Raw genomic sequence first — 20,687 nt, 5'->3', positions numbered from 1 at the left:
ACCCCCGGAGCCCCACCCCGTTGGAGACACCGTGTCCCTGGCCGCCGCAAGCGCCGACACCGGCGACACCGCCTGGCTGCTCGCCGCCACCGCCCTCGTCCTGCTGATGACTCCCGGACTGGCCCTCTTCTACGGCGGCATGGTCCGCACGAAGAGCGTGCTCAACATGCTGATGATGAGCTTCGTGTCGATCGCCCTGGTGACGGTGGTCTGGCTGGCGGCCGGGTTCTCCCTCACCTTCGGCGAGGACGCCGGGGGCGGTCTCATCGGCGGCCTCGACCACATCGGCATGAGCGGCATCGGCCCGGACAGTGTCCAGGGGACCGTCCCCACGCTCCTCTTCGCCACCTTCCAGCTCACCTTCGCGATCATCACGGCCGCCCTGGTCAGCGGCGCGGTCGCGGACCGGGCGAAGTTCGGGGCGTGGCTGGTGTTCGTGCCGGTGTGGGCGCTGCTCGTATACGTTCCGGTCGCGCACTGGGTGTGGGGCCCGGGTGGCTGGATCCTGGAGAAGCTCGGCGCCCTCGACTTCGCGGGCGGGCTGCCCGTCGAGATCGTCTCCGGCGCCTCGGGGCTCGCGCTGTGCCTGGTCCTCGGCCCGCGCATGGGCTTCAAGAAGGACTCCATGCGCCCGCACAACCTGCCCATGGTGATGCTGGGCGCGGGTCTGCTCTGGTTCGGCTGGTTCGGCTTCAACGCCGGGTCCGCCCTCGGCGCCAACGGCCTCGCGGCCGCGGCCTTCCTCAACACCCTCGCCGCGGGCTGCACCGGCCTGCTCGGCTGGCTCTTCGTCGAGCAGAAGCGCGACGGCCACCCCACCACCCTGGGCGCGGCGTCCGGCGCGGTCGCCGGCCTGGTCGCGATCACCCCGTCCTGCGGTTCGGTCTCCCTGCTCGGCGCCCTGGTCGTCGGCCTCACCGCCGGCGCCGTCTGCTCGTACGCCGTGAGCTGGAAGTTCAAGCTGAACTACGACGACTCCCTGGACGTCGTCGGTGTCCACCTGGTCGGCGGTGTCATCGGCACGCTCCTCATCGGCGTCTTCGCGGTCGACTCGATGACCGGCGGCGCGGAGGGCCTCCTCTACGGCGGCGGCCTCGCCCAGCTGGGCAAGCAGGTGGTGGCCGTGGTCGTGGTGGCGGTGTACGCCTTCGCCGTGACGTACGGCATCGGCAAGCTGATCGATGTCACCCTGGGCTTCCGCGCGAGCGAGGAGCAGGAGCAGACCGGCTTGGACCTTACGGTGCACGCCGAGACCGCCTACGATCACGGGGTCCTGGGCCACGGCGCCCCGGTCTCCTCCTCCGTCGTCCCCCACGCCCAGAAGGTCACCCCCCAGGCATGAAGCTCATCACCGCGATCGTCAAGCCGTACCGCCTCGACGAGGTCAAGAACGCCCTGCAGGAGCTCGGCGTGCACGGCCTGACCGTGACCGAGGCCAGCGGCTACGGCCGGCAGCGCGGCCACACCGAGGTGTACCGCGGCGCCGAGTACCAGGTCGACCTGGTGCCGAAGGTCCGTATCGAGGTCGTCGTCGAGGACGCGGACGCCGAGGCCGTCATCGACGCGGTCGTCAGGGCCGCGCACACCGGCAAGATCGGCGACGGGAAGGTGTGGGCGCTGCCCGTCGACACCGTCGTACGGGTGCGGACGGGCGAGCGCGGCCCCGACGCGCTCTGACACCGGGGCCGCGCCGCTTCGATCTCAGGACCCTCAGTCGAACACGAACGGGCCCGGCGACTGCGGCCCGGTCGCCGTGCAGGTGATGGTGATGCCGAAGACGGTCATCTTCAGCGAGCCGCCGAAGGCCTCCAGGCTGTCGCCTGAGGCCACGGTGCCGCTGAGGGGGCCGACCTCGACGGGTGCGCCGGCGGCCATCGCCGGGTTCTCGGTGCCGGTGAAGGCGACGGTGCCGCCGCCGGACTTCACCAGGGTGAGCGAGGACGTGATCGAGTCCGCGCCCAGGGCGATCGGCGCGGTGATCGCCGAGGACTTGACGGTGACGGTGGCGGCGGTGCCGTTCTGCGTGGCCGTGAGCGTGGCCTCGCCACTGCCGAAGGTGCCGCAGTCCGCGCTGATCGTCGCCGTCTGGGGGGTGACGGCGAGGGCCGCGGGGGCGAAGGCGAGTCCGGTGACCGCGAGGGCCCCGGCCGCCAGTGCCGCACCTGCTCCGATTCGCTTGCATCTCATGGGATTCCGGCTCCGTTTCCGTGGGGGGGGGGTGGACCGCTCGGCACATGGATGCGGACACACTGCCGAGAGTCGAACCTGACGGTCCGTCGGAACTGACGGTTCCATTGATGCGTGTGGGGCAGGCGGCGGCAAGGTTGAAAACTGGCCTAATTACCGCCGGTTACAGCGAAGTTCGGCCAACCCGTCAACCGGCGGTCACGGTGGCCCTGACCGTCCCGTCGGGCCCGGCCACCAACACCGGCGTCTGCGCCCCGCCGAGATCCCGTACCGCCGCCCGGTCCTCGGCCGACGGCGACTCCGCCTCCGTCACGACCGCCGCCGCCTCCAGGGACGTAGCGCCCGAGGCCACCGCCATCGCCACCGCCGTCTGCAGGGCGCTGAGCTTCAGGGAGTCGAGGGCCACGGTCCCCGCGACATACGTACGTCCGGTCTCGTCCCGTACGGCCGCCCCCTCGGGCACGCCGTTGCGGGCCCGCGCGGAGCGGGCCAGGGTGACGATCTTGCGGTCCTCGGGGTCGAGCGCGCTGCTGTCGGTCATGATCCGAGCATACGGAGCGACCGCCCCGGCCCGGTCTCAGGGCCGGTCGAGGCGCAGGCGCTCCGCCCGCGGCAGGCCCGCGACCACGAGGTCGTAGGAGTCCTCGACGAGCTCCCGGACCAGCCGGTCCGGGAGTCCGCCGTCGGCCGTGACGGTGTTCCAGTGGCGCTTGTTCATGTGCCAGCCGGGGACGATCAGGCCCTCATGCTCGCGGCGCAGCCGGATCGCGTCGTCCGGGTCGCACTTGAGGTTGACCTTCAGCGGCCGCACGTCGAGATGCGACAGGGCGAACAGCTTGCCCTGGACCTTGAAGACCGAGATCTCCGGGCTGAAGGGGAAGTCCTCCACCGCCGCGTTGAAGGACAGGCAGAACGCGCGCAGCTCCTGCGGGGTCATTCCGGCTGCTCCTCCCGGGCGGCGTCCGCGGGCTCCACCGGCTCCGCGAGCACCGTCACGATCTTGTTGCGGCGTCCGGCCGCGGCCTCCGCCGTCAGCCGCAGTTCCCGGCCGTCGGGCAGGCCGACCACGGACGACGCGCCCGCGATGGGGACCCGGCCCAGTGCCTTCGCCAGCAGACCGCCGACCGTCTCCACGTCCTCGTCGTCGAACTCCTCCAGGCCGTAGAGGTCGCCCAGGTCGCCGATGTCGAGCCGGGCGGTGACCCGGAAGCGGTCCTTGCCGAGGTCCTCCACCGGCGGCAGCTCGCGGTCGTACTCGTCGGTGATCTCGCCGACGATCTCCTCGAGGATGTCCTCGATGGTGACGATGCCGGCGGTGCCGCCGTACTCGTCGACGGCGACGGCGACGTGGTTGCGCTCCTTCTGCATCTCGCGCAGCAGGTCGCCCGCGTTCTTGGTGTCCGGCACGAAGAACGCCGGGCGCATCGCCGTGGACACCTGCTCGGACTCCGCCTCGCGGCTGATGTGCGTCTTGCGGACCAGGTCCTTCAGATACACGATGCCGACGATGTCGTCCTCGCTCTCGCCGGTCACCGGGATGCGGGAGAAGCCGGAGCGCAGGGCGAGGGTGAGGGCCTGGCGGATGGTCTTGAACCGCTCGATGACCACCAGGTCCGTGCGCGGGACCATGACCTCCCGCACCAGGGTGTCGCCCAGTTCGAAGACCGAGTGCACCATGCGGCGCTCCTCGTCCTCGATGAGGGACTCCTTCTCGGCGAGGTCGACCAGCGCGCGCAGCTCCGCCTCGGAGGCGAAGGGGCCGCGGCGGAAGCCCTTGCCGGGGGTGAGCGCGTTGCCGATGAGGATCAGCAGCGACGGGACGGGGCCCATGATCCTGGCCAGGGGCACCAGGACGTACGCGGAGAGCGTCGCGGTGTTGAGCGGGTGCTGGCGGCCGATGGTGCGCGGGGAGACGCCGACGGCGACGTACGACACGAGGACCATGACCGCGATGGCGACCAGGAGGGCCTCGGTGGTGTTGTCGAACTCCATCAGGCAGCCGTAGGTGATCAGTGCGGCGGCGGCCATCTCGCAGGCGACGCGCACCAGCAGCGCCACGTTCAGATAGCGGGTCGGGTCGGCGGCGACCTGGGAGAGCTTGGCGCTGCCGCGGCGGCCGGAGCGGACGGCCTCCTCGGCGCGGAAGCTGGAGACGCGCGCGAGGCCCGCCTCCGCGCAGGCGGCGAGCCAGGCCACGACGACCAGGGCGATGGCGCCCAGGGCGAGTTGCGGATTCATCGGCGGCGCTACGAGACCGTCGGTGCCGGGGAGGGCCCGGTCAGGCCCCGCTCCGAGCGCCAGCCGTCCACGATGGCCGCCTGGAGGCCGAACATCTCGGCCTTCTCGTCCGGCTCCTCGTGGTCGTAGCCCAGCAGGTGCAGCACCCCGTGGACGGTGAGCAACTGGAGCTCCTCGTCCATGGAGTGCTGCGTGTCGGCCTCGGCGCCCTGCTTGGTGGCGACCTCGGGGCAGAGCACGATGTCGCCGAGGAGCCCCTGCGGCGGTTCGTCCTCGTCCTTGGAGGGCGGGCGCAGCTCGTCCATCGGGAAGGACATGACATCCGTGGGGCCGGGGAGGTCCATCCACTGGATGTGGAGCTGCTCCATGGCGTCGGCGTCCACGACGATGACCGAGAGCTCGGAGAGCGGGTGGATGCGCATCCGCGCGAGCGCGTAGCGGGCGATGTCGAGGATCGCCTGCTCGTCGACCTCGGTGCCGGACTCGTTGTTGACGTCGATCGACATGGTGTTGTGCTTGTCTACTTCCCCTTGTGCACGGACTTGCCGCGGCTCTTGTGCCCGCCGTTCTGGGTGCCGTGCTTGGTGTCGTACTGCTCGTACGCGTCGACGATACGGCCCACCAGCTTGTGCCGGACCACGTCCTGCGACGACAGCCGGGAGAAGTGGACGTCGTCCAGGCCCTCCAGGATGTCCTGCACCTGCCGCAGACCGCTCTTGGTGCCGTCCGGCAGGTCGACCTGCGTCACGTCACCCGTGATCACGATCTTCGAGTCGAAGCCGAGGCGGGTGAGGAACATCTTCATCTGCTCGGGCGAGGTGTTCTGGGCCTCGTCGAGGATGATGAAGGCGTCGTTGAGCGTCCGGCCGCGCATGTACGCCAGCGGCGCGACCTCGATGGTCCCCGCCGCCATCAGCCGGGGGATGGAGTCCGGGTCGAGCATGTCGTGCAGCGCGTCGTAGAGCGGGCGCAGATACGGGTCGATCTTCTCGTAGAGCGTGCCGGGCAGGAAGCCGAGGCGCTCTCCGGCCTCGACCGCCGGGCGGGTCAGGATGATGCGGTTGACCTGCTTGGACTGCAGGGCCTGCACCGCCTTGGCCATCGCCAGGTACGTCTTGCCGGTGCCGGCGGGGCCGATGCCGAAGACGATGGTGTGCTTGTCGATCGCGTCCACGTAGCGCTTCTGGTTGAGCGTCTTGGGCCGGATCGTGCGGCCCCGCGAGGACAGGATGTTCTGTGTGAGCACCTCGGCCGGGGTCTCCTGGCCGTCGCTCTCCCCGTTCTCGCTCGCCTTGAGCATGGCGATCGAGCGTTCCACTGCGTCCTCCGTCATCGGCTGCCCGGTGCGGAGCACGAGCATCATCTCGTCGAACACGCGCGAAATGAGGGCGACGTCCGCCGGGTCGCCGGTCGCGCTGATCTCATTGCCCCGGACATGGATGTCGGCCGCCGGGAAGGCCTTCTCGATCACGCGCAGGAGGCTGTCGCCGGACCCCAGCACGGTCACCATGGGGTGCTGGGCGGGGACGGTGAGCTGCGCTCTCGCCTGCTCCTGCGCGGGGGTGTGAGCTGTCGATGATTGAGTCATGGGCCGGCGCTGAAGGCCTGCGGTTCCTCCTCGTCACGGCCGCGTAGCTGAGGGCGGCCTCGCGATTCCAAGGGTACGACGGGGGACTGACAACGCCGTAGGGCTTTTAGGTGTGGGGTGGGAAACGGGGGCGCCTGCGCCGCTCGCCTCGGCTCGCTCACGCCGAGCGCCGGAACCCGATCGTCGGCACGGCACGCCGCAACGGCCAGGGCCTGACCAACTTCTCCGGCACCAGCCCCGCGAGGAACCCGTACCGCCGCAACGCCGTCGCCGACTGTCCCTGGACCGACTGCACCTTCCGCCACCACCCCGCGATCTCCGACCACCCCGGCGCCGACAGCGACCCGCCGAACTCCTGCACCGACAGCGCCGCGGTGAGCCCGGCGAAGGCCAGCCGGTCCGCGAGCGGCCAGTCCGCCAGCGTCGCGGTCACGAACCCGGCGACGAACACGTCCCCGGCCCCGGTCGGGTCGAGGGCCTCGACCTCGATGGCCGGGACCTCGGCGGTCTCGCCCGTACGCCGGTCCACCGCGTACGCGCCGTCCGCCCCGAGGGTGACCACCGCGAGGGGCACGTACTCGGTCAGGGCGTGCGCGGCGGCCCGGGGGCAGTCGGCGCCCGTGTAGCGCATGGCCTCCTGCGCGTTCGGCAGGAAGGCCTCGCAGTGCCGCAGGTCGGGCAGGGCCGCCAGGTCCCACGCGCCGGTGTCGTCCCAGCCGACGTCGCCGAAGACCCGGGTGCCCTTGCTCGCGGCCTGGGCGATCCAGGGCGCGCTCACGCCCGGGGCGAGGGAGGCGACGGCGGCACGGGCGCGGGGCGGGCACTCGGGGGCCGGTTCCTCCGGGGGCGGCTCATGGCCGTGCGAGACCATCGTGCGCTCTCCCTCGTAGGCCATGGAGACGGTCACCGGGGAGTGCCAGCCGGGCACCGTGCGCGACGGGGAGAGGTCGATGCCCTCGCCGTGCTCCAGGGCGTCCCAGCAGTAGTCGCCGTAGTGGTCGTCGCCGAAGGCCGCCGCGAGGGACGTGCGCAGGCCGAGGCGGGACAGGGCGGTGGCCATGTTGGCGACGCCGCCGGGGCTCGACCCCATCCCGCGTGCCCAGGACTCGGTCCCGCGCACCGGGGCGGAGTCGAGCCCGGTGAAGATGATGTCGAGGAAGACGGTGCCGGTGAGATAGACGTCCCAGGGCGGGTCGTCCGGCATGCGCAGCGGGGCGAGGGGATCGACCTGGGTCTGGCGGTGCGATCCCTTTCTCGGGCCCTTTCCGGCCGGGGCGGTGGACGCGATCACGGTGCGCTCCCTGACGTGGTGCGGATCAGGCCAGTCTGCACCACACCACCGACAACGTGACGCCGATCACGCCGGACCCACCCGTTCCGTCAGCTCACGCCGAGGCCCGCGCGCCCCTTGCGCCCTGCCCTACCAGCGGGGCATCGAGGGCGTCACCCACTCCGGGTCGGCGATCCGCATGGCCGCCGCGTCGTCGCGGTCGCGCAGCGCTCCGTCGTCGTCCAGCCAGCGCCGGTGCAGTTCGGCGAGGCGCTCGCGGTCGAGTTCCACGCCGAGGCCGGGCGCGTCCGACACCGCGACCTTGCCGCCCTCGAAGGTGAGCCGCTCGGTGAGGACGTCCTCCGACTGCCAGGGGTAGTGGGAGTCGCAGGCGTGGTGGAGGTTCGGGACGGTGGCCGCGACATGGGTCATCGCGGCGAGCGAGATGCCCAGGTGGGTGTTGGAGTGCATGGACACGCCGACGCCGAAGGTGCGGCAGACGGCGGCGAGCTGCTGGGTGTTGCGCAGGCCGCCCCAGTAGTGGTGGTCGGAGAGGACGACCTGCACGGCGCCCTTGGTGAACGCCTCCTTGATCTCGGCGAAGGTCGTCACACACATGTTGGTGGCGAGCGGCACCCCGGTCCGCTCGGCGACCTCGGCCATGGCGGGCGTGCCGAGCGCGGGGTCCTCCAGGTACTCCAGGACCTCCCCGAGTTCCCGGGCCACCTCGACCGACGTCTCGACGGACCAGGCGCCGTTGGGGTCGAGCCGCAGCGGATGCCCGGGGAACGCCTCGGCCAGCGCCCGTACGGCGGCGATCTCCTCGGCGGGCGGGAAGACGCCGCCCTTGAGCTTGAAGGAGGTGAAGCCGTAGCGCTCCTTGAACCGCCGGGCCTGTTCCACCACCCCGGCCGGGTCGATCGCGGCGCCCCAGTCGTCCTTCTCGGCCGGGATGCCCTCCGGGTGGTCGGCCCACTTGTAGAACAGGTAGGCGCTGTACTCGACGGCGTCGCGCACCTTGCCGCCGAGCAGCGCGTGCACGGGCAGTCCGAGGGCCTTGCCGAGGGCGTCGAGGCAGGCGACCTCGAAGGCGGAGACGACGGACAGCCGCAGCTTGTCGGCGGTCTGGACGCCGCGCAGCCCGCCGACGTCGACGGCGTTCTCGACCCGGGAGCGGTCGACGGCGACCTGGTCCGCGAGGGTGAACAGGCCGTTCAGATCGCTGACCTGGTGCCCCTTCAGCCGCTCGGCGAAGGGACGGGCCAGCTCCAGGTACTTGGCGTCGCCGTAGGTCTCCCCCACGCCCGTGATCCCGTCGGCCGTGACGACCTCGACGATCAGCCGGGGCGTGTACGGCTGGTGCACGCCCTGCGTGTTCAGCAGGGGCGGGTCGGCGACCAGGATCGGCGTCAGCCGTACGTCCGTGATGGCGAGGTTCACAGGGTGGCTCCTACGAGGTCGAGGCCGGTGCTCAGCAGGGCGGAGAGCTCGGCGAGGTCGCGGTCGGAGGGGTCGGTGAGCGGGGCGCGGACCGGCCCGACCCGGTGGCCGCGCAGCCGGGCCGCCGCCTTCACCAGCGACACGGCGTACCCGGGGACGCGGTCGCGCAGTTCGACGAGCGGGACGTAGAAGTCGCGCAGCAGCTTGTCGACCGTGCCGTGGTCACCGTCGCGCAGGGCGGCGAAGAAGGCGTCGGCGATCTCGGGGGCGAAGGCGTGCACGGCGGAGGAGTAGGCGGGGACGCCGACGGTGGCGTAGGCGCGGGCCTGGATCTCGGCGGTGGCGGCGCCGTTGAAGAACAGGAAGTCCTCGGGGGCGGCGAGGGTGAGGCGCTGCAGCCGGTCGAGGTCGCTGTGGCCGTCCTTGAGGCCGATGACGTGCGGCAGGGCGGCGATGCGCTTGAGTGACTCGGCGGTGAAGGCAACCTGGCCGCGCTGGTAGGCGATCAGCGGCAGCCGGGTGCGGGCGGCGATCTGTTCGAGCTGGGCGACCAGGCCGTCCTGCGGGGCGGCGACCAGGTAGTGCGGCAGCACGAGGAGCGCGTCGGCGCCGGCGTCCTCGGCGATGCGCGCGAACCGCACGGCCTGCGCCCAGCCGTATCCGATACCGGCCACGACGGGGACGCGGCCCGCCGCCTCCTCGACGGTGATCGTGACGACCTGCCGGTACTCCTCCTCGTCCAGCGAGAAGAACTCGCCGGTGCCGCAGGCGGGGAAGACGGCGCCGGGCGAGGCGGCGAGCCGCTCCGCGACGTAGGCGCGGAAGCCGTCCGGGTCGAGGGTGCCGTCGTCGCGGAAGCTCGTCAGCGGGAACGACAGCACGCCACCGGCCATGCCGTCCCGCAGCCGCCGCGCGACCGCTTCCGGTCCAGCGCCAGCGCTCACGGTCATCTCCTTATGTAGACGTCATCTATATATGAGAATGGCGGTTGGATACGCGAACGTCAACCGCCCGGGCCCGCCCGATTACGATCGGCTCATGTCAGACACAGGGGGCGTCCGCGAAGTGAAGTCCGCGGCGCGCACGGTCGAGCTGCTGGAACTCCTCGCGGCACGCGGCGACCGCCCGGCCCGGCTGCAGGAGCTGGCCGACGAGCTCGGCGTACCGCGCAGCTCGATGTACGCCCTGCTCCAGACCCTGATCTCGCACGGCTGGGTCCGCACCGACGTCACCGGCTCCCTGTACGGCATCGGCATCCATGCCCTGCTCACCGGCACGAGCTACCTCGACTCCGACCCCCGGGTGCGGGCCGTACGGCCGCATCTCGACGAGGCGTCCGAGGCGCTCGGCGAGACCATCCACATGGGGCGCCTGGACGGCCGGGACGTGGCCTATCTGGCGACGCGGGAGTCGCACGAGTACCTGCGCACGATCAGCCGGGTGGGACGCCGGCTGCCCGCCCACGCCGGGGCCCTGGGCAAGGCGCTGCTGGCCGAACGCCCGGACGAGGAGCTGCCCGAGGGGCCGTACGAGGCGCTGACCCCGAACTCGCACACGAGCCGGGAGTCCCTGGCGGCCGACCTCGCGCGGGTCCGGGCCCGCGGCCACTCCGTGGACCGGGAGGAGGGCGTGAGCGGGATCGTCGGCTTCGGATTCGCGCTGCGCTACGACTCCCCCGCACTGGACGCGATCAGCTGCTCCGTCCCGGTCGCCCGGCTCACCCCGGAGCACGAGGAGAGGATCGTCGCCGTGATGCGGGAGATCCGGGCGAAGGCCGAGGCGACGGTCCCGGCGGGGCCCGGATCGGTGCACTGGCGCTAGCGGGAACACCCGCCGCCACCTGGCGAAAGGCGCTCGTTTACCCGGGCTTCACCACGCCAAACACAACGTGATCCAGATCACGCTCTCTCAGTTCACGCGTTCGACTGCTTGCTTGATACAAATTGCCCGCGCGTTCCTGTCCGTCGACGGTCGTCGCCCCTCCCCCCTCTTCCCGCTCCTTTCGCATGCCCTGGGAACGCCCGTGTTCGCCCCCCGCACCACTCCCTGGTCCCTCGTCGCCCTTTTCACGGCCGGGTACCTCGCTCCGTATCTGCTGCCGACCACCGTCGGCAGGCTCGATTCGGGCCTTCCGCTCTCCGCCACACAGGCCGGCGCCGTCGGCAGTGCGCTGCTGCTGAGTTCGGCCGCCGCCGGATTCGTCCTGGCCTCACGGGTCGAACGGATCGGCGCCCGCACCCTCGCCCGCATCGGACTCGCCCTGGCCCTGATCGGCTACGGAGGCGCCGCCCTCACCACCACTGTCCCGGCCGTCGTCGCCGGGGCCGTCCTCGGCGGCTTCGGCTCCGGCACGGCCACCACCGTCGCCGCCACCCTCATCGCCGGACAGCGGGACCCGCACCGGGCCTCCACCGCCGGGCTGCTCACCGTCTCCGCCCTCGCGGGTGCCGTGTATCTGACGGTCCCGCACCTCGGCCCGGGGCACGGCCTGCCGCTGGCCGCGATCGCCCTCACGGCCCTGGTCGTATGGCCGCTGACCGGCCGTCTCCCCGCCCGTGTGCCCGCCGCGCCCACCCGGCACGACAAGGCCCGGTTGCCGCACGCCCGTTCGGGACTGGTGCTGGCCGCCGCCATGCTGTGCTGGTCGCTCGCCCAGAACTCCCTGTGGGGCGTGAGCGGCCGGATCGGCCTCGACCAGGCCCACTTGAGCGAGGCCACCGTCGGTGCCGTCTTCGCCGTGGCCCTGGGCGCAGGCCTGACCGGCGTCCTGGCGGCGGGCGCGCTCGGCGCCCGGCTGGGACGTGCCGTGCCCATCGGCGCGGGCACGGTCCTGATCGCCGGCTGCATCACGCTCAGCGCCTCCTCCAGCGACCTGACGAGCTTCGCGACCGGCGAGATCGCCTGGAACACGATGTACCCGGTGGTGCTGTCGTATCTGATCGGGCTCGCCGCCTCGCTCGACCCGCGCGGCCGCTGGGCGGTGCTGGTCGGCTCGGCGTCCTCGCTGGGCACGGCCGCCGGACCGCTCACCGGCAGTGTGCTGTCGGCGCAGGCCGGGTTCCCGGTCATGGGCGCGATCCTGGCCGCCGGGCTGCTGGTCATCGCCGTGCCGATGACCGCCGTCGCCCTGCACACCGGCGGACGCCCGCTGCTGCCCGGCGCGATCCGCCGCCGCGGCGGCCACCCGGCCGCCCTGGTAGCCGCCGCCACGGGCACGCCCAGCGGCGCGGTCCCCGAGATCGGCGCCCCGGAACAGCCGGTCGTGGAGATCCCCGTGGAGGCCGCGGCGATTCCCACCCAGCGGGCCTACGACAAGGCAGGACCCCGGCAGGCGGGTGCCTCACCGGGGTCCGGAGCCCTGTAGCTCTGTAGCTCTGTAGCTCTGTAGCTCTGTAGGTCAGCCGAGAGAGCCACGGGCGCGTCGGTACACGACCCAGCCCGTGGCCGCCAGGGCCGCCGCCAGCGCGGCCACCGTCAGGACGGTGACGCCGGTGGAGGCGAGGCTGCCGGAGGACCCGGTGGCCGACGTCCCGGTGCCGCCACTCGTACCGCCGGTGCCGCCCGTCGTGCCGGTGCCGCCGTCCGTACCACCGCCTCCGGTGCCACCGCCGGTGCCGCCCCCGGTACCCCCGCCGTTTCCGTCGTCGGTGTCCACCGGGTCCTGGCCGACGAAGGCCACCGGGACCTTGACGTCCTGGGAGCGGTCGCCGGAGAGGGTGTGGTCGGCGCGGGTGGCCAGGACACAGGTCGCCTTGAAGCAGTCGGTGTACTCGTCCTTGGCGTCCACCGTCAGCTCGACCTCGAAGGTGCCGCCCTTGCCGTACGGGGTCGCCAGCTCCTCCCCGTAGTCCGGCGGGTTGGAGGAGATCCAGGCCGAGGAGTGCGAGGTGCCGGACATGTCGACGCCGCCGATGCACGGAGTGGGCAGTTCGCCCTCGCCGTTGTCGACGCACAGGGCGACGTAGACGCCCTTCTTCTCGTCGTAGCCGGAGCCGGTGATCTTGAGGGTCTGGTCCTCGGTGGAGAGGTGGTTGACCGGGGTGACGGTGAGCTTCTGCCCGTTCGGACCGGTCACGGTCCTGGTGCCGGACGGCTCGGTGTCCTCACCCCCGTCGCCGCCCCCGGGACCGCCCCCGGCCTCCTTCACTGTCAGGGTGATCGGGGAGGTGCGGGTGGTGCCGGCGGTGTTCTTGAACTCGGCGCGGTACCGGTAGCCGTTCTGCCCCGCCTGCGCCGTGAAGGAGTACGAGGTGCGTGTCGCGCCCTCGATCGCGGACCAGGTCTGGCCGCCGTCGGTGCTGACCTGCCAGCGCACGGTCGGTCCCGGAGTGCCCTCGGCCGCCGCCACGAAGGTGACCTTGTCGCCCGGGGCCACGGTCTGGTCGGTCGGGGCCTGGGTGACCTTGGGCGAGACCCGGCGGTCGAACCGGAGGACCGAACTCTCCGCCTGGTGGGTGAGATAGACGGAGGCGGCACCCGGGGTGACGGCGACGCCGCCGAAGCCGCCCGCCAGGCTGCCGGGCAGGGCGACGGGCAGGGCCGCCTGCTGGAAGGTGGTGCTGTCGTACACCTCCAGGACGCCGTTGTTGTCCGCACCGTCCTCCGCGCTGCCGTAGTCCTCACGGAGGAGGAACGCCTCACCCGTGGTCTTGTCGAAGGCGACCGCGGTGGGCCGGTCCTTGCCCTTGAGGGTGGTCAGGAGCTTGGCGTCCTTGTCGTAGACGAGGACCGAAGAGCCCGTCCCCACCCAGACGTTGCCGGTCTCGGGGTCCACCTCGACGAAGGCGAGGATCTCCCCGGGCAGGACGGCTTCGGCGGTCACGGCGAGAGACCCGGCGTCGATGCGGCGGAGTTTGCCGCCGGTGGCCTCGGCGGACCAGAGGGTCTTGCGGGCGGTGTCGGCCGCGAGGTCGCCGCCGCCGTCGAGGGTGACGGTCCGCTTGACGGCCCCGGTGGCGGTCTCCACCTCGGACAGGGTGGCGCCCTGGGAGATCAGGACGGTGTCCGTGCCGCTGCCCGGAGCGGCCCCGGTGACCGCGCCGCCGGGCGGCCAGACGCCCTTCGCGGCCGTGTCGCCGTCCTTGGCGGTGCCGATGCCGCGCACCGGGTACTGGAAGACGACCCCGTCACCGGCGAGCGGCGCGATGATCCGCTGCACGGCTCGGGGCTGCATCGTGCCGGTGGAGCCGGGGGCCTGGGCGACATGGCTGAGCAGCCTGCCGTCCTCGGGGTTCAGGACGTAGAGGCCCGCCTCGTTGACGTCGGCGGTGTCGGGGATGTTGTCGGAGCCGACGTACAGCTTCTTGGAATCGGGGTGCAGCAGAAGGGCGTTGGGGCGGCCGACGGTGGTGATCTCGGCGGAGCGCGTGTAACTGACGGTTCCGGCCGGGACGTCCACGCCGTCGCCGTCGCCGCCACCGGGCTCCTGGCCCTTGAAGGTGATCGGGATCCGGACGTCCTGGGAGCGGTCGCCCGCGGCCCGGTGATCGACGCGGGTGACGACCGAGCAGCCGACCTGGGTGCAGTCGAGGCCGCCGTCCTTCGCCTCGGCCTCGATCTCGACGTCGAAGGTGCCGCCGTCGCCGAAGGTCTCGGTGAGCGGGCCCTCGTTGGCATCGCCCTTGGGGACGATCCACTTCGAGGCCCCGCTGCCGCCGCTCTGGTCGGCGCCGCCGAGGCAGGGGGTGGGGATGCGGTTGTCGCCGTTGTCCTTGCACACGGCGACGTAGATGCCCCTGTCGGTGCCGTAGCCGGAACCGGTGACGCGCAGGGTCTCCCCGTCCGGGTCGAGGTTCGCGGAGGCGGAGACGGTGAGTCTCTGGCCGTTCTTGCCGAGGCCCGTCCTCGGGGTGTCGGCGGCCTGCGCGGCGGTGCCGGCGCCCACGGCGACCGAGGCGGCCACCAGGGCGGCGACGCCGAGCAGCGCCGCCGGGCGTCTGTGATGCATAAGCAGTTCCTCACTTGGTCGGGTGGGCCCGTACGGACGCCGAGGGCCGGGCCCCGGAGTGCCCCGGGGCCCGGCCTGTCGGTGGGTCAGTCAGCCGTCACTGGAAGGTGACCGGGACGTGGACGTCGTACTTGCGGTCGCCGCTGTCGAAGTGGTCGGCGCGGGTGACGACGGCACAGGTGACGTCCTCACCGCAGACCTGGCCGTTGTCGAGGGTGGCCTTGACGAAGATGTTCACGTTGAAGGTGCCGCCGGCGGTGAACTTGGAGCTGTTGGCGAACATGCCGCCGAAGGTGTTGTTCACCCAGTGCGAGGCGCCGGTGGAGCCGCTCTCGTCCTGGCCGCCCAGACAGGGGGTCGGCTTGGCGGCCCCCGGAGCGCCCGAGACCACGCACAGGCCGACGTAGATGCCCTGGCCCGGGTTGAAGCCGGAGCCGGTGACGTTGATGACCTGACCGGCCGCGGAGGCCGTGTTCGGGGCGGTCACCGACAGGTTGTACGTGGTGCCGCCGTCGGTGATGGTGCGGGTCGAGGTGGCGGCGGAGGCCGAGCCGGCCAGGCCCAGGGTGAGGGCGGCGGACGCGGCGACGGCCACGCCGGCACGGGCGGCGGTACGGGCGGAGAAGGCGGATCTCATGGGGTACGAGCCCTTTCTCATCGGTCGACCTCGCTGGTCGACAGCGAGCAAAGATTAGGTAAGCCTTACCTAACTAAGCAAGAGTCAATTCGCCGTACGGACCGTGAACTGCGCTACAGCGGCACCCTGTTGCCCGGTCACGGCCGACAACTCGACCGTGTGCCCGCCCTCGACGGCCGTGGCGTACACCGGGAAGGCCCGGGCGACACGGCCGTCCTCGTCGGCCACCGCCTGGTAGCGGGTGTCGCCGTCGATCGCCACGAGCACGACCGCGCCGGGCGCGAAGCCCTCGCCGGTGACCCGCTGTTCCTCGCCGGGAGCGAGGGCGGAGTGGGCGACGGAGGCCACGGGCGCGCTCGTTCGCTCCCGCTGAGGTTCGGGCGCGGGAGTGTCCGGGGTCGTGGGGGTCGGCGACGGCGGTACGTCACCGGAAGCGCCGTCCCCGGCCCCGGTCCCGGCCGTCACGTCCAACACCCCCAGCGCGTCCCCCGACGCGAACCGCTCCCCGCTCCAGTCGGACAGCAGCACCGCCCCCTCGTCCGTGAGGGACGCCCGCAGGCCGGTCCAGGTCATCCCGCCCGCACGGACGGCGGGTTCGGCGCCGCCCGCCGCGAATTCGGCGAGCGTCACCTCCTGGGCTCGTCCGTCACGTACGGCCCGGACATGCAGCGCACCGCCGTCCCCGCCGCCGCTCAACTCCAGCCGCAGGCCGCCCAGGACGAGGGGATCGCCCGGCCCGGCGGACCGTTCGAGACGGGCGATGCCGCCCAACTCGACCTCCGCCGCCCCGGTTCCGGGATCCGCGCCGCCTCCCGTCGCCGGGAACGAGGACCGATCGGCCGCCCCCTGTACGGCCGGCCGGTCCGCGGTCAGCGCGATCCCTCTGCCGGTGAGGCCGGGCACGTCCGTGTCCCAGTTCGCGTACCCTCCGGACACCTCGCGCGGAAGGGCCTCCCCCTCCTGCGCGGCCGCCGCGCCCGGCGACAGCACCGCGCACAGGGCGGCACCGACGGCCAGGGCGACGGCGCCGGGTCTTTTCGCCATCTTCGTATCCCCTTCCGGGACATGCCGTGCCGGGACGGCAGTCGAGTCAGCTCACGTCCGTGCGCCCGGCGACCCGGCGCCTGCGTGCCCAGAACCAGGTACCGGTCCCGGCGGCGACCAGCCCGCCCGCGGCCAGCCCGAGCGGCAGCGCGGCGGAGCCGGTACTGGCCAGTGGACCGCCGGAGCCCTCGTCGCCGCTCCCGCCGCCACCACCGCCGCCGTCGGAACTCCCCGTGCCGCCCCCGCCGGTCGTGCTCGCCCCGGCGGTCGCGCTCGGCGTCGCCGACGCACCGCCGTCCCCGGACGAACCGCCGCCGAAGGTCACCGGCACCCGGACCGTCTGGCTCTGGTCGCCACCGCGCGTGTGGTCGTTGCGCGTGATGACGGCACAGGTCACGCCGGTCTTCGTGCAGTCGGTGTTGGCGTCCTTGGCGCGCACCTTGAGTTTCACGCTGAAGGTGCCGTCGTGCCCGCTGCCGCCGTACGGCTTCGCCAACCCGTCCCCGTACGAGGGCGGGTCGGAGGAGATCCAGGCCGAAGCGCCGGACTCGCCGGACATGTCGACGCCGCCGACACAGGGAGTGGGGGTCTTGCCCGGGCCGTTGTCCACACAGAAGGCGACGTAGATGCCCTTCTCCGTGTTGTAGCCGGAGCCCGTGACGGTCACCGTCTCGCCCGCCGATTTCAGGCCGGAGGACTTGGAGACGGTGAGTTTCTGCCCCTCGGGACCGGTCGCCGAACCACCTGCGGCAACGGCCGGAGCGGCGGCCGAGAAGAGCAGGGCCGCGACGGCGCCCACTGTCCCCCAAGCTCCCCGATATCGGGCAACTTCCTTGCGGCGCAGGCCACTTGACGATGGCATGAAACACCCCCACCACGGATTATTAAGGTGAGCCTAACCTAAACTAACCGTCAATTGTGCGTCGCGAGAGAGGAAAAGTGGAGCCATGCTCAACTCAGCGAGATGCCGTCCCCCCGCCCGCAGGCGCACCCTCGCCGCACTCGCCCTCACCCTCGGACTGCTGACCGGCGCCTGCGGCTCGGGCGGCGGCGCATCGCCCTCGGGCGGCTCGGACGCCTCACCGGCCTCCGCGAGCGCCCGGGCCGCCGCGGCCGAGAAGCAGCTCGCGAAGAACACGATCGTGCCCCTGAAGGGCAAGGCCCCCACCCCGAAACTGCCGGTGACCGTCGACTCCTCCGACGGCCGGAAGGTCACCGTCGAGGACGCCTCCCGCATCCTGCCGCTCAACGGAGGCGTCGCGGAGATCGTGTTCACGCTGGGTCTCGGCGACCAGGTCGTGGGCCGCGACATCACCGCCACCTTCGCCGAGGCGAAGAAACTCCCCCAGGTCACCAAGGCGCACGATGTGAGCGCGGAGAGCGTGCTGTCCCTGCGGCCGACCGTGGTGCTCGCCGACACCGACACCGGCCCCGACGAGGCCCTTGAGCAGATCCGGGACGCCGGCATCCCCGTCGTCGTCCTCGACCCGGCGACGAAGCTGTCCGACGTCACCACGCGCACGACCCGTATCGCCGAGGCCCTCGGCGTCCCCGACGCGGGCAAGGCGCTCAACCGGCGGATGAGCTCCGACCTCGCCGCCGCCCGGGACGCCGTGCCCGCCGGCAGCAAGCCCAAGGTGGCGTTCCTCTACCTGCGCGGCAGCGCGGCCGTCTATCTGATCGGCGGCAAGGGCTCGGGCGCCGACTCCCTCATCGAGGCGGCGGGAGCGGTGGACGCGGGCACCGAAGCCGGCCTGGACAAGCCCTTCACCCCCATCACCACCGAGGCCCTCGCCCAGGCCCAGCCGGACGTCATCCTGATGATGTCCAAGGGCCTGGAATCGGTCGACGGCATCGACGGCCTCGTCAAGATCCCCGGCATCGCCCAGACCCCCGCCGGCATGAACCGCCGCGTCGTCGACGTCGAGGACGGCGTGCTGCTGGGCTACGGCCCGCGCACGCCGCTGGTCATCGACATCCTGGTGGACCGCATCCACGAGAAGTGAATAAACCGCACCGGACCTACAGGAAGGTGTAGGCCTCCACCTCGGCGAGATACCGCGCCCGCAGCTCCTCGTCGTCCTCCAGGAAGGAGGCGAGGAAGGAGTTGCGGGCGAGCTCGCGCAGCCGCTCCTCGCTGAGGCCGAGGGTGGCGCGCACGGCGTCGAAGTTCTCTCCGGCGTACCCGCCGAAGTAGGCCGGGTCGTCCGAGTTCACGGTGCACATGAGCCCGGCGTCCAGCATGGCGGGCAGGGGGTGGTCGGCGAGGGTGTCGACGGTCCGCAGCCGTACGTTCGACAGCGGGCACAGCGTCAGCGGCACCCGGTCCCGCACCAGCCGCTCCACCAGCGCCGGGTCCTCCACACAGCGCAGGCCGTGGTCGACCCGCTCCACGCCGAGGATGTCCAGCGCCTCGGTGATGTACTCCGGCGGCCCCTCCTCACCGGCGTGCGCGACCCGCCGCAGCCCGAGCGCGGCGGCGGCCTCGTAGACCTCGCGGAACTTCACCGGCGGGTGCCCGACCTCGGCCGAGTCGAGGCCGACGCCGGTGATCCGGTCCAGGTACGGCTTCGCCGCGTCCAGGGTCGCCAGGGCCGACTCGGCGGACTCGTCGCGCAGGAAGCACAGGATCAGCCGGGTCGAGACACCGTGGTTGGCCTCGCTGCTGCCCAGCGCCCGCCACAGCCCCTCGACGACCGTGCCGATCTCCAGCCCGCGGCTGGTGTGGGCCTGCGGGTCGAAGAAGATCTCGGCGTGCCGGACCCCCTGGGCGGCGGCGCGGGCGAGGTATGCGTTGGCCAGGTCCTCGAAGTCGCGCTCGGTGCGCAGGACGGCCATGAGCTCGTAGTACAGGTTCAGGAAGGACTGCAGGTCCTCGAACCGGTACGCCTCGCGCAGCTCGTCCGTGTCGGCGTACGGCAGCGTGACGCCGTTGCGCGCGGCGAGCTCGAAGGCGAGTTCCGGTTCCAGGGTGCCTTCGATGTGAAGGTGCAGTTCGGCTTTGGGGAGGGACATCAATTCATCGTACGGCTGATTCACCGACGCTTCGGAACCGGCACTCTCAGTAGATCGTGCGCGACGGTCAGCTCACCCTCGTAGCCGGCGGCCCGCGCCTGCCGCTCGAACTCCTCCGGGTCCGTGTACCGCTGACTGAAGTGGGTCAGCACCAGATGCCGCACCCCACCGTCCCGCGCCACCCGCGCGGCCTGCCCCGCCGTCAGATGCCCGTGTTCGACGGCGAGTTGCTCGTCCTCATCAAGGAAAGTCGACTCGATGACGAGCATGTCGCAGCCCTCGGCTAGCGCATACACCCCGTCGCACAGCCGGGTGTCCATGACGAAGGCGAACCGCTGCCCGCGCCGCACCTCGCTCACCTCGTCGAGCGCGACCCCGCCGAGCGAGCCCTCCCGCTGGATCCGTCCGACGTCCGGCCCCTTGATGCCGTGCGCGGCGAGCCGCTCGGGCAGCATCCGGCGCCCGTCGGGCTCGACGATCCGGTAGCCGTACGACTCCACGGGGTGCGACAGCTTCCGGGCGTCCAGCGTGTAGGTGCCCGTACGGGCGAGGGGCCCGTCGGCGGAGACGGGCGACTGGGTGATGTCGACGGTCTCGCGGTAGGCGGTGGCGTACCGGAGCCGGTCGAAGAAGCGCTGCCCGGAGCGGGGGTAGTGCGCGGTGATCTCGTGCGGCACCTTGTCCAGGTTGATGCGCTGGATGACGCCGGCGAGGCCGAGGCTGTGGTCGCCGTGGAAGTGTGTGACGCAGATCCGGTTCAGGTCGTGCGCGGCGACCCCGGCCCGCAGCATCTGGCGCTGCGTGCCCTCCCCGGGGTCGAAGAGGATGCCCTCGCCGTCCCAGCGCAGCAGGTAGCCGTTGTGGTTGCGGTGCCGGGTCGGCACCTGGCTGGCGGTGCCGAGGACGACGAGTTCACGTACGGACAAGGCGCACTACCCGGGGGGCCATTCGAGGCCGCGGCCGCCGAGCACATGGCCGTGCACGTGCCAGACGGTCTGGCCGGCGCCGCTGCCGGTGTTGAAGACGAGGCGGTGGCTGTCGAGCTTCTCCTCGTCGGCGACGGCCTGGGCCTCGCGGATCACGTCCGCGGTGAGGCCGGGGTCGGCGGCGGCGAGGGCGGCGGCGTTCTCGTAGTGCGCCTTGGGGATGATCAGGACGTGGGTGGGGGCCTGGGGGTTGATGTCGCGGAACGCGACGGTGGTGTCTGTCTGCCGCACGATGGTCGCCGGGATGGTGCCGGCGACGATCTTGCAGAACAGGCAGTCTTCCTGGGGCTCCCCTGCCATGTCTCCTCCGGAGGTTGGGCCGTGTGGTCCGACTT

The 20,687-nt window shown here is 71.9% G+C and carries 21 protein-coding genes; 5 read left to right on the top strand and 16 right to left on the bottom strand.

From position 1 onward, the window contains the following. Nucleotides 1-31: 31 nt before the first annotated feature. Both KJK29_RS25790 and KJK29_RS25785 read left to right on the top strand, forming a co-directional pair. Nucleotides 32-1,342: an ammonium transporter gene (locus KJK29_RS25790; protein ID WP_215121500.1), complete on the top strand. Its 1,311-nt coding sequence runs from the start codon at nucleotides 32-34 to the stop codon at nucleotides 1,340-1,342. Next, nucleotides 1,339-1,677 carry a P-II family nitrogen regulator gene (locus KJK29_RS25785; protein WP_215121499.1) on the top strand — a complete coding sequence of 113 codons (339 nt, stop codon included), beginning with the start codon at nucleotides 1,339-1,341 and terminating at the stop codon, nucleotides 1,675-1,677. Before KJK29_RS25790 ends, KJK29_RS25785 begins: the two co-directional genes overlap by 4 nt. Before the next feature lie 33 nt (nucleotides 1,678-1,710). On the opposite strand, the gene KJK29_RS25780 is transcribed toward KJK29_RS25785, so the two are convergent. From KJK29_RS25780 to KJK29_RS25740, 9 genes are all read right to left on the bottom strand, one after another. Beyond that, nucleotides 1,711-2,187 carry a hypothetical protein gene (locus tag KJK29_RS25780; RefSeq protein WP_215121498.1) on the bottom strand — a complete coding sequence of 159 codons (477 nt, stop codon included), beginning with the start codon at nucleotides 2,185-2,187 and terminating at the stop codon, nucleotides 1,711-1,713. A gap of 187 nt (nucleotides 2,188-2,374) precedes the next feature. Further along, a complete protein-coding gene (locus tag KJK29_RS25775; RefSeq protein WP_215121497.1) occupies nucleotides 2,375-2,728 on the bottom strand; it encodes a cytidine deaminase in 354 nt (117 codons plus the stop codon). A 36-nt stretch (nucleotides 2,729-2,764) separates the two neighbouring features. Further along, nucleotides 2,765-3,124 carry an MmcQ/YjbR family DNA-binding protein gene (locus tag KJK29_RS25770; RefSeq protein WP_215121496.1) on the bottom strand — a complete coding sequence of 120 codons (360 nt, stop codon included), beginning with the start codon at nucleotides 3,122-3,124 and terminating at the stop codon, nucleotides 2,765-2,767. Further along, complete coding sequence (locus tag KJK29_RS25765; RefSeq protein WP_215121495.1) at nucleotides 3,121-4,425, bottom strand: hemolysin family protein; 1,305 nt, start codon at nucleotides 4,423-4,425, stop codon at nucleotides 3,121-3,123. Before KJK29_RS25765 ends, KJK29_RS25770 begins: the two co-directional genes overlap by 4 nt. 8 nt (nucleotides 4,426-4,433) lie before the next feature. After that, nucleotides 4,434-4,931, bottom strand: a complete 498-nt coding sequence (ybeY, locus tag KJK29_RS25760; protein WP_184592507.1) for an rRNA maturation RNase YbeY — start codon at nucleotides 4,929-4,931, stop codon at nucleotides 4,434-4,436. Nucleotides 4,932-4,945: 14 nt separating this feature from the next. Beyond that, entirely contained in the window at nucleotides 4,946-6,013 is a 1,068-nt protein-coding gene (locus KJK29_RS25755) for a PhoH family protein (RefSeq protein WP_215121494.1), read from the bottom strand. Nucleotides 6,014-6,170: 157 nt separating this feature from the next. Continuing rightward, nucleotides 6,171-7,304: a carbohydrate kinase family protein gene (locus tag KJK29_RS25750; RefSeq protein ID WP_215121493.1), complete on the bottom strand. Its 1,134-nt coding sequence runs from the start codon at nucleotides 7,302-7,304 to the stop codon at nucleotides 6,171-6,173. A 129-nt stretch (nucleotides 7,305-7,433) separates the two neighbouring features. Beyond that, complete coding sequence (locus KJK29_RS25745) at nucleotides 7,434-8,723, bottom strand: glucarate dehydratase family protein (protein WP_215121492.1); 1,290 nt, start codon at nucleotides 8,721-8,723, stop codon at nucleotides 7,434-7,436. Further along, a complete protein-coding gene (locus KJK29_RS25740; protein ID WP_215121491.1) occupies nucleotides 8,720-9,673 on the bottom strand; it encodes a 5-dehydro-4-deoxyglucarate dehydratase in 954 nt (317 codons plus the stop codon). The genes KJK29_RS25745 and KJK29_RS25740 overlap by 4 nt, the downstream gene beginning before the upstream one ends. Before the next feature lie 88 nt (nucleotides 9,674-9,761). Between KJK29_RS25740 and KJK29_RS25735 the strand changes: the two genes are divergently transcribed. Both KJK29_RS25735 and KJK29_RS25730 read left to right on the top strand, forming a co-directional pair. Further along, on the top strand, nucleotides 9,762-10,544 hold the full coding sequence (locus KJK29_RS25735) for an IclR family transcriptional regulator (protein WP_215121490.1): 783 nt from the start codon (nucleotides 9,762-9,764) through the stop codon (nucleotides 10,542-10,544). A 202-nt stretch (nucleotides 10,545-10,746) separates the two neighbouring features. Beyond that, entirely contained in the window at nucleotides 10,747-12,087 is a 1,341-nt protein-coding gene (locus tag KJK29_RS25730) for an MFS transporter (protein WP_215121489.1), read from the top strand. Nucleotides 12,088-12,120: 33 nt separating this feature from the next. Here KJK29_RS25730 and KJK29_RS25725 read toward each other — a convergent pair whose 3' ends face one another. From KJK29_RS25725 to KJK29_RS25710, 4 genes are all read right to left on the bottom strand, one after another. After that, nucleotides 12,121-14,670 carry an immunoglobulin domain-containing protein gene (locus tag KJK29_RS25725; RefSeq protein WP_215121488.1) on the bottom strand — a complete coding sequence of 850 codons (2,550 nt, stop codon included), beginning with the start codon at nucleotides 14,668-14,670 and terminating at the stop codon, nucleotides 12,121-12,123. A gap of 97 nt (nucleotides 14,671-14,767) precedes the next feature. Continuing rightward, on the bottom strand, nucleotides 14,768-15,307 hold the full coding sequence (locus KJK29_RS25720; RefSeq protein ID WP_215121487.1) for a hypothetical protein: 540 nt from the start codon (nucleotides 15,305-15,307) through the stop codon (nucleotides 14,768-14,770). Nucleotides 15,308-15,391: 84 nt separating this feature from the next. Continuing rightward, the gene (locus KJK29_RS25715) at nucleotides 15,392-16,351 is read right to left on the bottom strand and encodes an HtaA domain-containing protein (protein ID WP_215121486.1); all 960 of its coding nucleotides are present in this window, start codon (nucleotides 16,349-16,351) and stop codon (nucleotides 15,392-15,394) included. 46 nt (nucleotides 16,352-16,397) lie between these two features. Then, nucleotides 16,398-17,150, bottom strand: a complete 753-nt coding sequence (locus KJK29_RS25710) for a hypothetical protein (RefSeq protein WP_251057937.1) — start codon at nucleotides 17,148-17,150, stop codon at nucleotides 16,398-16,400. Nucleotides 17,151-17,298: 148 nt separating this feature from the next. Here KJK29_RS25710 and KJK29_RS25705 point away from each other — a divergent pair, with 148 nt between their 5' ends. After that, entirely contained in the window at nucleotides 17,299-18,357 is a 1,059-nt protein-coding gene (locus tag KJK29_RS25705; RefSeq protein WP_215121484.1) for a heme/hemin ABC transporter substrate-binding protein, read from the top strand. Between the two features lie 16 nt (nucleotides 18,358-18,373). Here the strand turns inward: KJK29_RS25705 and KJK29_RS25700 are convergent, their stop codons facing one another. From KJK29_RS25700 to KJK29_RS25690, 3 genes are read right to left on the bottom strand one after another with little or no spacing between them, the layout of a single operon-like run. Beyond that, nucleotides 18,374-19,366, bottom strand: coding sequence for an adenosine deaminase (locus KJK29_RS25700; RefSeq protein ID WP_215121483.1), 993 nt, complete (start codon nucleotides 19,364-19,366; stop codon nucleotides 18,374-18,376). Between the two features lie 20 nt (nucleotides 19,367-19,386). Further along, nucleotides 19,387-20,292, bottom strand: a complete 906-nt coding sequence (locus KJK29_RS25695; protein WP_215121482.1) for a ribonuclease Z — start codon at nucleotides 20,290-20,292, stop codon at nucleotides 19,387-19,389. A gap of 6 nt (nucleotides 20,293-20,298) precedes the next feature. Next, entirely contained in the window at nucleotides 20,299-20,652 is a 354-nt protein-coding gene (locus tag KJK29_RS25690; RefSeq protein WP_215121481.1) for a histidine triad nucleotide-binding protein, read from the bottom strand. Between the last annotated feature and the right edge of the window lie 35 nt (nucleotides 20,653-20,687).

This window comes from Streptomyces koelreuteriae (genome assembly GCF_018604545.1).
Taxonomy (GTDB): domain Bacteria; phylum Actinomycetota; class Actinomycetes; order Streptomycetales; family Streptomycetaceae; genus Streptomyces; species Streptomyces koelreuteriae.
Note: the sequence above shows the minus strand (reverse complement) of the source record. Positions and strands in the feature narration are given on the sequence as shown.